We start from the raw sequence: 13186 nt of genomic DNA on the forward strand, positions 1-13186 counted from the left end.
CAGGATTGGCAAGAGATTTCGGCGGCGCGCAACAATCGGAATCGGAACCGGGCCGCCAGGATTCCTTCCGGAATGCCGACAGGCCTCAATCGATTCTTCGGCTAAATGGCGCCTGCGGCCTCAAAATGAGGGGAGACATGAGGATGGCGGAGGCTTTTGGCCTGGCGATCAGCGAAGGCGCCATCGCCAATATTCTGGCTCGCGCTGAAGCGCCGTTGCTGGCTGCCGCGGCGGCAATCGCGGAGGCCGTACGCGCATCCGCCGTGATCGGCTCGGACGAAACCTCGGCACGAGTTGGTGGCAACACCTGGTGGCAGTGGGTGCTGCTGGGATCAACAGCAATCTGCCACGTGATCGCCGATACGCGCGCCGCCTCGGTGGTTGTCGGCTTCCTGAATGGGGCGCGGCCGGAAGTCTGGGTGGCGGATCGTTACGGCGGGCAGATCGGTCATGGCAAGGTCCGGCAAATTTGTCTCGCCCATCTCCTGCGCGACGCGAAATATGCGATCGAGGACGGCGATGAAGGGTTTGCGCCAGGCTTTCGATGGATGGTGCTGCGCGCCGTGGCGATCGGCAAGCGACGCGGCGAACTGAAGGACGCTACCCTGGCAAAATACCGCACCGATCTGGAAAAACGGCTGGACCGGTTGCTGTCGGCGCCCGTACCGAACCGTCCAGCGGCGCGTCGCCTGTTCCGTGCCATGCGACGCGATCGTGACGATCTGTTCCGCTTCGTCACAAGGCGCGATGTTCCCTACACGAACAATGCCTGTGAGCGCGCCCTCCGACCGTCGGTGATTTTTCGCAAAGTAACCGGCGGCTTCCGCGCCGAATGGGGCGCCAAAGTCTACGCAGCCGCAGCCAGCGTCATCGCCACCGGGTGATTGCATGGAATCTCAGCCCTCGCCGCACTACGCGCAGCGTTGGCCGGAGAGCCCGTCATGCAGACAGCCTGACCAGGGTGAGTAAATACTTTGCTTCTCTATTTCCTCGCGTAGTTGTTTGGCAGTTGATGCTGGATTGCCGACAACTCCTGCTTCAATTTCTTGGAGAGTGTCAGGCGGTTGGTTGTGTCCTATGCCGACGGGTCGAGCACGCAATGACTTTTCGAGATTAATTAGTGCATCGACAGCTTTTTGTCTGGCTGCTAATTCATCGGGTGACCCGAATACAGTTCCGGGCTCATCTGGAGTTTCGTCAAGCGCATCGAGTTCAGTCGATTGACTGTCATCATTATAATCATCGGGCTTAAACGTGGGGGCCCAATCGACAATACCATCCGACTGCACCTCTGCGACTGCTTGTTTTATCAACGCCTCCGAGATTAAGTTCCCAAACATACCCTCAATTTCTTCGCTAGCATCGTATGGACCTCCCCATATCCACTGATATCCACCTTCCGCGGTTTCGTATGGTGTTTGGTCCGCGGGATCCTCGTAGTTCGAGTGAAACCATTCGACCATGACTTCTAGCTTCTGCGCTTTAGGTAAGCGCCGAAATGCGGTCCGCGAAAGTTCATTATAATAAGTTGCCGTAACTACAAATGGCGACTTCGGCCGCGCGGAGTGCATTCTGGAGCTGCCGCGCATTTGCCTCATAATGCTAGATCCCGCTTTGCAGATCAGCCAAAGTTGTCGTGCGCAACACCCGCAACCAACCCGGCCGCCCAATCAAAGGCTTCGGCCTCGCGTGCGGTATCGGCGGCCATCGCGGCATAGCCTTCCGCCAGCGCGGCCTGGGTGACATGCGGGCGGGCGAGATCGTTGAGAAACCGGCTGATCCGTCTGCGTCCGACAACGGCGTGAAGCCCGTCATAAACCTCTTCGTCCACCGTGATGGTCAGTTTCTTGTGCATGATCTTCCATAGGATATCATCAATGGATCGCTTTGTCGCTTCGCTCCGCGCGATGACGGGTATTCGCGGATAGAATCTGGTATTGTTCACCGTGCCGCGATGGTTTGCTTCGCCTCGACCGGATCGGCGAGGCCGGAGCGCGCGGCGACGACCAGGATCGCTACACTGAACAGGGCCAGGATCACCGACAGCGCGAGGTCGGACAGCGCGCCGATCCCATGGGTCAGGTTTTTCGGACCGAGATTGGCCAGCGCCCACAGTCCGGCGAAATAGGGCGCGATCCACCACGCCTCGGCGATTTCCAGATGATCGAATCCGCCATGGGTGGCGCGCTGCACGACTGCATAGAGCACCGCCGCGATCAGCACATAACCCATCATCACGTTGGCGGTGTGCGCGCCGGTCCAGACGATGATGAAATTCGCGACGATGAAGGCCAGCCCTGCAACCGGCACGCCGAAGGCGAGCTTGAACGGGCGCGGATGGCGCTCGACCGGCATGGTTCGCCGCAGCGTAATCAGGGAGACCGACGCCATGCCATAGGACAGCAGTGCTGCCGCCGCGACCACCTTGATCAGCGCGCGCCAGGAGGGCAGCGGCAGGAGAAAAACGACGCCCACGGCAAAGGCGATCGCGACGCCGACGATCGGCACGCCGGCGCGCGAGACCCGCGCGAACGGCCCGCGCACCAGCCCTTCATGTCCGGCGGCGTAGAACAGGCGCGGCGTCGAGGTATAGGCGATGATCGCGACGCCGGCCGGCGATATCGCCGAATCGATATAGAGCAGCACCGCGAGCCAGCTCATGCCGAGCAGCCCGGCGAGCCCGGCGAACGGGCCGGACAGGCCGGTGAACCGCAGCGCGGACCAGCCTTTCGCGAGATCGCCGGGCGAGACCGCGCCGATGAAGGCGATCTGCAGCGCCGCATAGAGCAGGAACCCGATCGCCACCGATCCGACGATCGCGATTGGCAGGTCGCGCTTCGGGTGGCGCGACTCGCCGGCCAGTTCCACCGCCGCGCGAAACCCGGTATAGGCGTAGATCACCCCGGAGGTCGCGACCGCCGAGAAAATCCCGGCAACCCCGTGCGGCGCGAAGCCATGCGCGGTGAAATTCACCGGATGAAACCGCGCGAGCAGAAAGGCGATCGCGGTGAGCATCGGAATCGCCAGTTTCCAGATGGTGATCACGCCGTTGACCCGCAGCACCAGCCGGATCGCCAGCGTGTTGATCAGCGCGAACACCGCGAGCAGCGCCACCGCCGCGACGAACCCGGCGCCGCTCAGCGTGCCGTCCGCCAGCACCAGGCCATGGACGTAATTGTTCGCGTAGGTGATCACCGCCGTCGCCTCGGCCGGAGCGGAGGTGAGATAGCCGAGCAGAACCACCCAGCTCATCACGGTCGCCAGCAATTTCCCATGACTCAGCTTGGGCAGCGCGATCACCGCGCCGGCGCGGGGAAACGCGGTGGTCAGCTCGGCGTAGACGAAGGCGAGCATCAGGATCGCGACCCCGCCGATCGCCCACGCGATCAGCGCGGCCGGGCCTGCCGCCTTCGCGGCGTTCAGCGGCCCGAACAGCCACCCCGATCCGACAATGCCGCCCAGGCTGGCGAGGATGAGGCCGGCAGCCCCCGCCTCACGCTTCAGCCCGCCTTCCCTCATGCCGTGGCGTAGGCCAGCGTGCGCGCCGTTACCTCCAGCCCCAGCATCAGCCCGATATTCTGCACCGCCGCTCCGGCGGCACCCTTGCCGAGATTGTCCAGCCGCGCCACCAGCACCGCCTGACTCTCCGCCTCGTTTTCGAACACGAACAGTTCCATGACGTCCGAGCCCGCGGCAGGCTCGGCTTCGAGCCGCTGCTCCACCGGCGTCTTGCGGACCTGGACCTGCTTCGTCCCGTCATAATGGCCGACCAGGGTGCAGCCGATTTCCCGCGCGGTCGGCCGGCCGGGCAGCGTATCCAGATGCAGCGGGATCGACACCAGCATTCCCTGCCGGAAATGCCCGACCGAGGGGACGAAAATCGGCCGCCGCGCGAGCCCGGCATGGCGCTCGATCTCCGGCAGGTGCTTATGGTTGAGCGACAGCGCATAGAGTTCGAACGCCGGTCCGCCCGCGCGCTCGTGATCGGCGATCATCGTCTTGCCGCCGCCGGAATAGCCCGACACCGCATTGATCGCGATCGGGTGGTCGGCGGGCACGATCCCGGCATCGACCAGCGGGCGCAGCAGTGCGATCGCGCCCGTCGCGTAGCAGCCGGGATTGGCCACGCGCGGGGCCTCGGCGATCTCCTCCGCCTGACCCTCGGCGAGTTCGGCAAATCCATAGGCCCAGCCATTCGCCACCCGGTGCGCCGTGCTGGCGTCGAGCAGTTTTGGCGCCGCACCGCCCAAGCCTTCCACCATATCTGCCGCCTCGCGCGCCGCATCGTCCGGCAGGCACAGCACCACCAGATCGACCTCCGCCATCATCGCCTGCCGCGCCGCGCGGTCGCGCCGCGCCTGCGGGTCCAGGCTGCGCACCACCACACCCGGCATCCGGCGCAGCCGCTCGCCGATCTGCAATCCCGTGGTCCCGGCCTCGCCGTCGATGAATACGCTCTTTGCCATGGCACACCCCCTCTGCAACTATGCTGGCACCAAACGCGGCCTTGTGCTAGGCGGCGCGTCAGTCAGATGGAGCCAGCCCAATGTCCGAAACGCAGACCGCACCGCTTACTTTGAATATCCAATATACCAAGGATCTCTCCTTCGAGGTGCCGAACGCGCCGGCGATCTATACCATCCTGCGCCAGCCGCCGTCGGTGAACATCAATCTCGATGTCCAGGTGCGCCGCCTGCAGGAAGACCAGAACGTCTACGAGGTCACCCTCGCCACCCGCGCCGAAGCCACCATCCCGACCCCTCCCGAATCGGGCAACGGCGCGGGCGACGGCCAGGCCGGCAAGGATATGACCGTGTTCATCGCCGATCTCGCCTATTCCGGCATCTTCACCCTCACCGGCATTCCGGAAAACCAGATCGAACCCGTCCTGCTGGTGGAATGTCCGCGCCTGCTGTTCCCCTTCGCCCGCAACATCCTCGCCGACATCACCCGCGACGGCGGATTCCCGCCCGTCATGCTCGGCCCGGTCGATTTCGTCGGCCTCTGGCAATCCCGCCGCGAACAGATGGACGCACCACCCGTCGCCAACGCCTGATCCGGGGACTGCAAGAAGGCCAAGAGGCGCTGCCCCTTGGAACCCCGCCAAAGGCGTAGCCTTTGGAATCCATTGATCCGGGTCATGACAGGCGGGGCTTGTGTTTGCGAGAGCGCATCCTGGCCCCGCCTGCCATGGCTCGAACTAGTGTGGTGGTTCTGAAGTTCCTACGTATGTGCGGCGGTGCGTTTAGGAACTTCAGAACCAAAAACAACACTAGAATCATATGTTTGCTAGTGCCCTTCCGATTCGGAAGTTCGTTAAGACGCCTTAATCAGCACCGGCGAACTTCCGAATCGGGACACTAGCGGGTTCTAAGGGCTAAGCCCTTAGTGGGGGGGGCGAGGCCCCTGATCTTGCTTGTTATGCGGTTCCGGCCGTTGGAGGGGTGATGCGGTATGTTTCGACGCGTGGGGGTGCGCCTGCGCGGGATTTCGATGGAGTTTTGCTGGCCGGGCTTGCCGAGGATGGCGGGCTGTTCGTGCCGGAGGTCTGGCCGGAATTTTCAGCGGCGGAGTGGCGTGCGCTGCGCGGATTGCCGTATGCGGAGCTGGCGGCGCGGGTGATGGCGCCGTTCATGTGCGGTGGTGCTGTAACCTTCGCGGATTTGCAGCGGATCTGTCGGGATGCGTATCGCGGGTTCGACCATGCGGCGGTGGTGCCGCTGGTGCAGCTCGATGCCGGATTGTTCGCGCTGGAATTGTTTCATGGTCCGACGCTGGCGTTCAAGGATCTGGCGCTGCAGGTGGCCGGGCGGCTGTTCGATCATGTGCTGGAGGCGCGCGACGAGCGGGTGACGATCGTGGGGGCGACCTCGGGCGATACCGGGTCTGCGGCGATCGAGGCGTGCCGGGATCGCTCACGGGTGGATATCGCGATATTGCATCCCGAGGGGAAAACCTCGGAGGTGCAGCGCCGGCAGATGACCACGGTGCGCGCGCCGAACGTGCTGAACATCGCGGTGGATGGCAATTTCGACGATTGCCAGGCGCTGGTGAAGGCGATGTTCGCGGATGCGCCGTTCCGCGAGGAGTTGCGGCTGTCGGCGGTGAATTCGATCAACTGGGCGCGGATTGCCGGGCAGATTCCGTATTTCGTCGCGGCGGCGCTGGCCTTGGGTACGCCGGACCGCGAGGTCGCGGTCGCGGTGCCGACCGGCAATTTCGGCAATGTGCTGGCGGCCTGGGCGGCGCGGCGGATGGGGCTCCCGGTGGCGAAGTTCGTCGTGGCGAGCAATGCGAACGACATTCTCGCGCGGTTTCTGGCCGCCAACGACATGAGCACAACGGGCGTGGTCGAGACGGTCTCACCCTCGATGGACATTCAGGTGAGTTCGAATTTCGAGCGGCTGCTGTTCGAGGTTCTGGGGCGTGACGCGCAGGCGACCGAGCGGACCATGGCGGATTTCCGGGCGACCGGGCGGATGGCGGTGCCGGATCAGGTCTGGCGCGCGCTGAAGCGCGATTTCGCCGGGTTTTCGCTGGACGACGAGGCGACGCTTGCCGAAATCGCGCGGATTCAGCGGGACACCGGCTATATCGCCGATCCGCACACCGCGATCGGCATCGCCGCGGCACGGGAATGTGCGCCGGTCGGGGTTCCGGCGATCGCGGCGGCGACGGCGCACCCCGCCAAGTTCCCGGAGGCGATGCATCGCGCGATCGGGATGCGGCCGGGGCTGCCCGAACGGCTCGGCGACCTATATCATCGTCCTGAAGTCTTTCAGCGGTCCGGGTCTCACCTCGCCGAGGTGCAGGCAGTGGTCCGTAATTTCGCGCATAGGAACAACGCATGACCGACGGTGTGCAGATCACCCACCTCGATTCCGGCCTGACCATTCTCACCGAGCGGATGGAGCGGGTCGAGACCGTTTCGTTCGGCGCCTATGCCGGGGTCGGCACCCGCCACGAAACCGCGCCGGAGAACGGCGTGTCGCATTTTCTCGAACATATGGCGTTCAAGGGCACCGAGCGGCGCAGTGCGGCCGAGATCGCCGAGGCGGTGGAGGATGTCGGCGGCCACATCAACGCCTATACCTCGCGCGAGCAGACCGCCTACTACATCAAGATGCTGAAGGAAGATCTGCCGCTCGGGGTCGATATCATCGGCGATATTCTTTGCCATTCGGCGTTCGATCCGGCGGAATTCGAGCGCGAGCGCGGGGTGATCCTGCAGGAAATCGGCCAGGCGAACGACACGCCGGACGATATCGTTTTCGACCATTTCCAGCTCGCCGCCTATCCCGACCAGCCGATGGGCTGGCCGGTTCTCGGCACCGAGGCGATCATCCGCGCGCTGAACCCCGAGGCGCTGCGCCGCTACATGCGCGCGCATTACACGCCGGAGAATATCGTGGTATCGGCCTCGGGCAATCTCGATCATAATCGGGTGGTCGATCTGGTCGCCGAGCATTTCGCCGATCTGCCGAAGGCGGCACCGGCCGCGCCGTTGCCGGCTGCCTATGCCGGCGGCGAATATCGCGAAATGCGCGATCTCGATCAGGCGCATCTGGTCCTCGGCTTCCCCGCGGTGGGCTATGCCGATCCCGATTTCCACGCGGCGATGCTGCTCTCCACCCTGCTCGGCGGCGGGATGTCGTCGCGGTTGTTCCAGGAAATTCGCGAGAAACGCGGGCTGGTCTACTCGATCTACAGTTTTTCCCTGCCCACCAACGATGCCGGGCTGTTCGGCATCTATGCCGGCACCGGCGAGGCCGAGGCGGCGGAGCTTGTCCCGGTGACGCTCGGCGAACTCGCGAAGGTGCGGGAAAGCGTCACTACGGCGGAATTGAAGCGCGCCCGTGCGCAGGTGAAGGCCGGGCTGCTGATGTCGCTCGAATCCACCGGCAGCCGCTGCGAGCAACTGGCGCGGCAATGGCAGGTGTTCGGGCGGGTGGTGCCGGTCGCCGAGACGGTCACGAAGATCGACGCGGTGACCGAGGCCGACATTACCCGCGTCGCCGCGCGGATCTTCCGGGCCAAGCCGACTCTGGCTGCGCTGGGGCCGATCGGCCGGGTGCCGCAAATGCCGAAAATCCTGGAAAGGCTTGCGGCATGAGCGGGCTCGACCGGCTGGGCGAGCTGCTTGCGGCGGCGAAGCGCGCCGGGGCGGATCAGGCGGATGCGCTGCTGGCTTCGGGCACGTCGCTTTCGGTGGGACGGCGGATGGGCAAGGTCGAGGAAATCGAGCGGGCCGAGACCAGCACGATCGGGTTGCGCGTGTTCGTGGGCCGGCAAAGCGCGATCGTTTCGGCGGGTGCGGTCGATCCGGCGGGATTCGATCGGCTTGCCGAACAGGCGGTGGCGATGGCGCGTGTGGTGCCGGAGGATAAGTTCGCCGATATCCCGGACGCACCGCCGCCCGAGGATTCCGCACCGCTCGATATCGACGATCCCGCCGAACCGTCGGCGGAAACCCTGATGGCGCGGGCGGCGGCGGCGGAAGAGGCGGCGCTTGGGTTCGCGGGGATCACCAATTCCGAGGGCGCGGGTGCGTCCTGGTCGCGCAGCCATATCGCCCTTGCCACATCGCGCGGGTTCGCCGGTGCCTATACGCGCTCGGGTCACGGCGTTTCGGTGTCGCCGATCGCGGGCGAAGGGGTCGCGATGCAGCGCGACTATGAGTTTTCCTCCGCCGTTCACGGTGCCGATCTTGGCGACCCGGCGGAACTCGGACGGGCGGCGGCGGAGCGCGCGGTGAGCCGGCTGAACCCCGGACGGCCGGCCACGGCGAAGCTGCCGGTGGTGTATCATCCGCGCGTGGCGGCCAGCCTGCTCGGCCATTTCACCGGCGCGATCAATGGCGCTGCGATCGCGCGCGGTACCAGTTTCCTTAAGGATTCCATGGGCAAGCCTGTGTTCGCGCCTGGGATTTTGGTGATCGACGATCCTCGACGGGTGCGCGGCCTGCGCTCGCGCGCCTTCGATGGCGAAGGCCAGGCGGTATCGCGCCGGGCGCTGATCGAGGACGGCGTGCTGACCACCTGGCTGCTGGATTCCCGCAGCGCGGCGCAGCTCGGTCTCACCACCACCGGCCATGCATCGCGCGGCACCAGCAATCCGCCGAGCCCGGCGCCGAGCAATCTGTATCTCGCGTCGGGCGCGCTGTCCGCCAAGGCGCTGATCGCCGACATCAAGCTCGGGCTTTATGTGATCGAGCTGATCGGCCAGGGGGTGAACGGCATTACCGGCGATTATTCGCGCGGCGCCGCCGGATTCATGATTCGCGACGGGCGGATCGCTGAGCCGGTTGCGGAAATCACCGTCGCCGGCAATCTGCGCGAGATGTTTCTGCACCTTACCCCGGCGAATGACCTGGAATTCCGCCGCGGCACCGATGCACCGACCGTCCGCGTCGAGGGTATGACCATGGCGGGGGCATGAATTTCGCTTGCACTTTCCGACTAATCAAACTAAGTCTGTCGGACTAAACTCGAAAAACTCCACGATGAACACCGCTGTCAACATTCACGAGGCAAAAACCCATTTATCCCGCCTCATCGAACAGGCGGCGCGGGGCGAGACGGTGGTGATCGCAAAGGCCGGTAAGCCGCTGGTCAAGCTGGTCGCGCTCGATGCGCCGGTCGTTTCGTCACGACTCGGCTTCATGACCGGCGCCATTTCGGTGCCGGATGATTTCGACAGCATGGGTGCCGAGGCGATCGCGTCCTTGTTCGGTGTCGAGTCCGATTGACCCTTCTGCTCGATACCCATGTGCTGCTCTGGGCGTCGGGCCGGCCGGATCGGCTTTCCGCGCCCATCCGTGCGCTGCTCGAAGACAAGACGCAAACGCTCATGTTCAGTGCGGCGAGCCTCTGGGAAATCGCGATCAAGCACGGGCTTGGCCGGGTGGATTTCCAGGTCGACCCACGGCTGTTGCGGCGCGGCCTGCGCGAGCGGGATTATGTCGAACTGCCGGTCACGTCCGCCCACGCGGTCGCCACCGGCGACCTGCCGCCGATCCACAAGGACCCGTTCGACCGCATCCTGATTGCCCAGGCAATGGTCGAAGGGATTCTGCTTCTCACCGCCGATCCGATACTCGCGCGCTATTCGGCGCCAATCCGCATGGTGTGACACGTGACCAATCAGCCCGAACTCGGCCTTCACGGAATGACGATCGTTCTGACCGGCGCGGGCGGGCGGCTCGGGCTTGTGCTCCGGCCGCGCCTGCTCGCGCGCGGGTTTTCGCTCTGTTCGGCCGATATCGGGGCGCTTGAGCCGCTCGGCGACCGTGAAACGGTGGTCACCGGCGATCTGCGCGATTCCACGGTGATCGACCGGGCGCTCGAAGGGGCCGGGTCGGTGCTGCATTTCGCGGGAACCAGCGTGGAGCGGCCCCTGCCCGAGATTATCGGGAACAATCTGGTCGCCCTGCACGCCGTGTATGAGGGCGCGCGCAGGCACCGAGTCAGGCGCGTTGTGTTCGCCAGCTCCAACCATGCGATCGGCATGTATCCGGCGGGGCAGCGTCTGTCGCTGTCCGACGCCTATCGCCCGGACGGGCTGTATGGGCTGTCGAAACTCTGGGGTGAGGGGATGGGCCGGCTTTATTGGGACAAATACGGTATCGAAGGGGTCGCGCTGCGGATCGGCAGCGCATTGCCGCGCCCCACCGAGCGGCGGCATCTTTCGACCTGGCTCGGAGACGATGACCTGGAACGGCTGGTGCTGCGCAGCCTCGCGGCACCGCTCACCGATTATCGGCCGGTCTGGGGCGTTTCGGCCAATACGCGACGCTGGTGGGACAATGCGGAGGCGGCGGAGCTCGGCTATGCACCCGCCCAGAACGCCGAGGATTACGCCGCCGAAATCGAGGCGGAGCCGGATGGCGGTGACCCGGAAGCCGTGCGGTTCCAGGGCGGAACTTTCGCTGCTTCGCGCTGAAACGAAAACGGCCGAACCTTCAGGTCCGGCCGCGTTTTCGATTTTCCTGGATCGGATCAGGCGGTCAGCCGCGCCTGCACCGCCTGGCGCTGTTCGGCGCGCTGTTCGGCGACCTGCGCCTTCATCGATTTCTGCAGCTTCTCGAAGGCGCGCACCTCGATCTGGCGCACCCGCTCGCGCGAGATGTTGTATTGCTGCGAGAGGTCTTCCAGCGTGGTCGGGTTGTCCTTCAGGCGCCGCTCGATCAGGATATGGCGCTCGCGGTCGTTGAGGGTTTTCAGTGCGGTGGCGAGCAGGGCGCGCCGTCCGGTCATTTCCTCGCGATCGGCGATGCTGTCTTCCTGGCTCTCGCTGTCGTCGATCAGCCAGTCCTGCCATTCGCCTTCGCCATCCATGCGGATCGGCGCGTTCAAGCTGTGATCGGGTGCGGCGAGGCGCCGGTTCATGCTGATCACGTCCTGCTCGGGCACGTTCAGCATATGGGCGACATGCGCGACCTGCTCGGGCTTGAGATCGCCGTCGTCGATCGCCTGCATCTGGCCCTTCAGCCGGCGCAGATTGAAGAACAGCTTCTTCTGCGAGGCGGTGGTGCCCATTTTTACCAGCGACCAGGAATGCAAAATATATTCTTGGATGGCCGCGCGAATCCACCACATGGCATAGGTGGCGAGGCGAAAGCCGCGCTCGGGGTCGAAGCGTTTGACCGCCTGCATCATGCCGACATTGCCCTCGGAGATCATCTCGCCGAGCGGCAGGCCGTAGCCGCGATAGCCCATGGCGATTTTGGCGACCAGGCGGAGATGCGAGGTCACCAGCTTATGGGCGGCCTTATTGTCGTGATTGTCCCGCCATGCGCGGGCGAGCCTGTCTTCCTCTTCGGGCGACAGCATGGGGTATTTGCGAATTTCCTGCAAATACCGGGAAAGATTGCCCTCGCTCGGGGCGATCGAACCGACTCCAGAGGCCATTGGGTAGCTCCTTTCGTCTCAATTTGATGGATCGGGCGACCAAACGGATGCGAAACATCCCGACCCTTGTGATAGTTCGTCTCTCGTTCGAACCTGCTTACACCAAGTAGCGATCTTGCCGTGTCACGCTCCCGAGAGAACCCCTGAAAAGGCAGTAATCACCGGGTTAAGATGCAATATGGCAGCTATTCAGACTTGACTGTGGTGCGTTTACCATGCCGGCGTCGTCGATGTCAATTAACAGGACTATTACAGTCCTGTATTATAGCTATGCGTGGACGAGATGGATTCGAGTGCAGAGACGAGGGCGGCGAAGTCGGCGGGCAGGGGGGTGGCGAACCGCAATGCGACGCCGGTGCGCGGGTGGACGAAGCCCAGGCGTGCCGCGTGCAGCGCCTGGCGCGGGAAATCGAGCAGCCTGCCGCGCGTCGGTTCCGGGATATGCGCGGCGGCGGCAGGGCGGCGGCGGAGATACACCGGGTCGCCGACCAGCGGGTGGCCGAGCTGGGCGAGATGTACCCGGATCTGATGTGTCCGTCCGGTGGCCAGCCGACAGTCGAGCAGCGCGGCACCCATGCCGAAGCGCCGTTCGGTGCGATAATGGGTGAGCGCCGGCTTGCCGCCTCTGGCGACCACCGCCATGCGCTTGCGGTCGCGCGGATCGCGGCCGATGGCGCCCTCGACCGTGCCCTCGGCCGGCTGCGGGGTTCCCCAGCACAGGGCTGTATATGCGCGATCGAGGTCGCGCGCGGCGAAGGCGGCGGAGAGCGCATGATGGGCGAATTCGGTCTTGGCGGCGACCATCACGCCTGAGGTATCCTTGTCGAGCCGGTGGACGATGCCGGGGCGGCGCTCACCGCCGATGCCGACGAGACTGTCGCCGCAATGGGCGATCAGGGCGTTGACCAGCGTGCCGTCCGGGTTGCCGGGGGCGGGATGCACCACGAGGCCGGCCGGCTTGTCGAGCACGATCAGGTCGGCATCCTCGTAGAGAATGTCGAACCGGATGGCCTGGCCCTGGGGCGTGGCCGGCATCGTGGGCGGAATCTCGATCCGGTAGATCGCACCTGCCCGCACCGGCATCGAAGCGGTTTTTACCGTAACCCCGTCGCAGGTCACCGCGCCGTCCTCGATCAGGTTTTTGATCCGCGAGCGCGAGAAACCCGCCAATCTTCTGGCCAGGAAACGGTCCAGCCGCTCGCCCCGGTCGTCCGGCGTGGCGGAAAGCGGCAAGATTCCGTAAAGTACCGGTTCGGTATCGGGTGGTGAGGCGGATG

Annotated in this window: 14 protein-coding genes; 8 read left to right on the forward strand and 6 right to left on the reverse strand. The window is 64.7% G+C overall.

Annotated features, from left to right (window positions below; all coding sequences use genetic code 11):
• Positions 1–884: IS66 family transposase (locus L2A60_RS05135; RefSeq protein WP_235703300.1), on the forward strand; the 884-nt coding region annotated here is incomplete at its 5' end.
• A gap of 27 nt (positions 885–911) precedes the next feature.
• Here the strand turns inward: L2A60_RS05135 and L2A60_RS05140 are convergent.
• The 4 genes from L2A60_RS05140 to argC all read right to left on the reverse strand — a co-directional run bounded on the left by L2A60_RS05140 (position 912) and on the right by argC (position 4466).
• Complete coding sequence (locus L2A60_RS05140) at positions 912–1463, reverse strand: hypothetical protein (protein ID WP_235703301.1); 552 nt, start codon at positions 1461–1463, stop codon at positions 912–914.
• A 158-nt stretch (positions 1464–1621) separates the two neighbouring features.
• Complete coding sequence (locus L2A60_RS05145; RefSeq protein ID WP_235703302.1) at positions 1622–1855, reverse strand: hypothetical protein; 234 nt, start codon at positions 1853–1855, stop codon at positions 1622–1624.
• Positions 1856–1941: 86 nt separating this feature from the next.
• Positions 1942–3519, reverse strand: coding sequence for an APC family permease (locus L2A60_RS05150; protein ID WP_235703303.1), 1578 nt, complete (start codon positions 3517–3519; stop codon positions 1942–1944).
• Positions 3516–4466, reverse strand: coding sequence for an N-acetyl-gamma-glutamyl-phosphate reductase (argC, locus tag L2A60_RS05155; RefSeq protein WP_235703304.1), 951 nt, complete (start codon positions 4464–4466; stop codon positions 3516–3518). Before argC ends, L2A60_RS05150 begins: the two co-directional genes overlap by 4 nt.
• A gap of 80 nt (positions 4467–4546) precedes the next feature.
• Here argC and secB point away from each other — a divergent pair, with 80 nt between their 5' ends.
• The 7 genes from secB to L2A60_RS05190 all read left to right on the forward strand — a co-directional run bounded on the left by secB (position 4547) and on the right by L2A60_RS05190 (position 10941).
• The gene (gene secB, locus L2A60_RS05160) at positions 4547–5056 is read left to right on the forward strand and encodes a protein-export chaperone SecB (RefSeq protein WP_235703305.1); all 510 of its coding nucleotides are present in this window, start codon (positions 4547–4549) and stop codon (positions 5054–5056) included.
• Positions 5057–5447: 391 nt separating this feature from the next.
• Positions 5448–6851 (forward strand): threonine synthase, encoded by a 1404-nt coding sequence (gene thrC, locus L2A60_RS05165; RefSeq protein WP_235703306.1) that lies wholly within the window; start codon positions 5448–5450, stop codon positions 6849–6851.
• Positions 6848–8113, forward strand: coding sequence for a M16 family metallopeptidase (locus L2A60_RS05170; RefSeq protein WP_235703307.1), 1266 nt, complete (start codon positions 6848–6850; stop codon positions 8111–8113). Before thrC ends, L2A60_RS05170 begins: the two co-directional genes overlap by 4 nt.
• The gene (locus L2A60_RS05175) at positions 8110–9438 is read left to right on the forward strand and encodes a TldD/PmbA family protein (protein ID WP_235703308.1); all 1329 of its coding nucleotides are present in this window, start codon (positions 8110–8112) and stop codon (positions 9436–9438) included. The genes L2A60_RS05170 and L2A60_RS05175 overlap by 4 nt, the downstream gene beginning before the upstream one ends.
• A 64-nt stretch (positions 9439–9502) precedes the next feature.
• On the forward strand, positions 9503–9748 hold the full coding sequence (locus L2A60_RS05180; protein ID WP_235703309.1) for a type II toxin-antitoxin system Phd/YefM family antitoxin: 246 nt from the start codon (positions 9503–9505) through the stop codon (positions 9746–9748).
• On the forward strand, positions 9745–10131 hold the full coding sequence (locus tag L2A60_RS05185; RefSeq protein ID WP_235703310.1) for a type II toxin-antitoxin system VapC family toxin: 387 nt from the start codon (positions 9745–9747) through the stop codon (positions 10129–10131). The genes L2A60_RS05180 and L2A60_RS05185 overlap by 4 nt, the downstream gene beginning before the upstream one ends.
• Positions 10132–10134: 3 nt before the next feature.
• Positions 10135–10941 (forward strand): NAD-dependent epimerase/dehydratase family protein, encoded by an 807-nt coding sequence (locus tag L2A60_RS05190; RefSeq protein ID WP_235703311.1) that lies wholly within the window; start codon positions 10135–10137, stop codon positions 10939–10941.
• Between the two features lie 56 nt (positions 10942–10997).
• Here the strand turns inward: L2A60_RS05190 and rpoH are convergent, their stop codons facing one another.
• Entirely contained in the window at positions 10998–11909 is a 912-nt protein-coding gene (rpoH, locus tag L2A60_RS05195; RefSeq protein ID WP_235703312.1) for an RNA polymerase sigma factor RpoH, read from the reverse strand.
• 249 nt (positions 11910–12158) lie between these two features.
• On the reverse strand, positions 12159–13142 hold the full coding sequence (locus L2A60_RS05200) for an RluA family pseudouridine synthase (protein ID WP_235703313.1): 984 nt from the start codon (positions 13140–13142) through the stop codon (positions 12159–12161).
• Positions 13143–13186 lie beyond the last annotated feature (44 nt).

Source organism: Acidiphilium iwatense (genome assembly GCF_021556475.1).
GTDB lineage: Bacteria > Pseudomonadota > Alphaproteobacteria > Acetobacterales > Acetobacteraceae > Acidiphilium > Acidiphilium iwatense.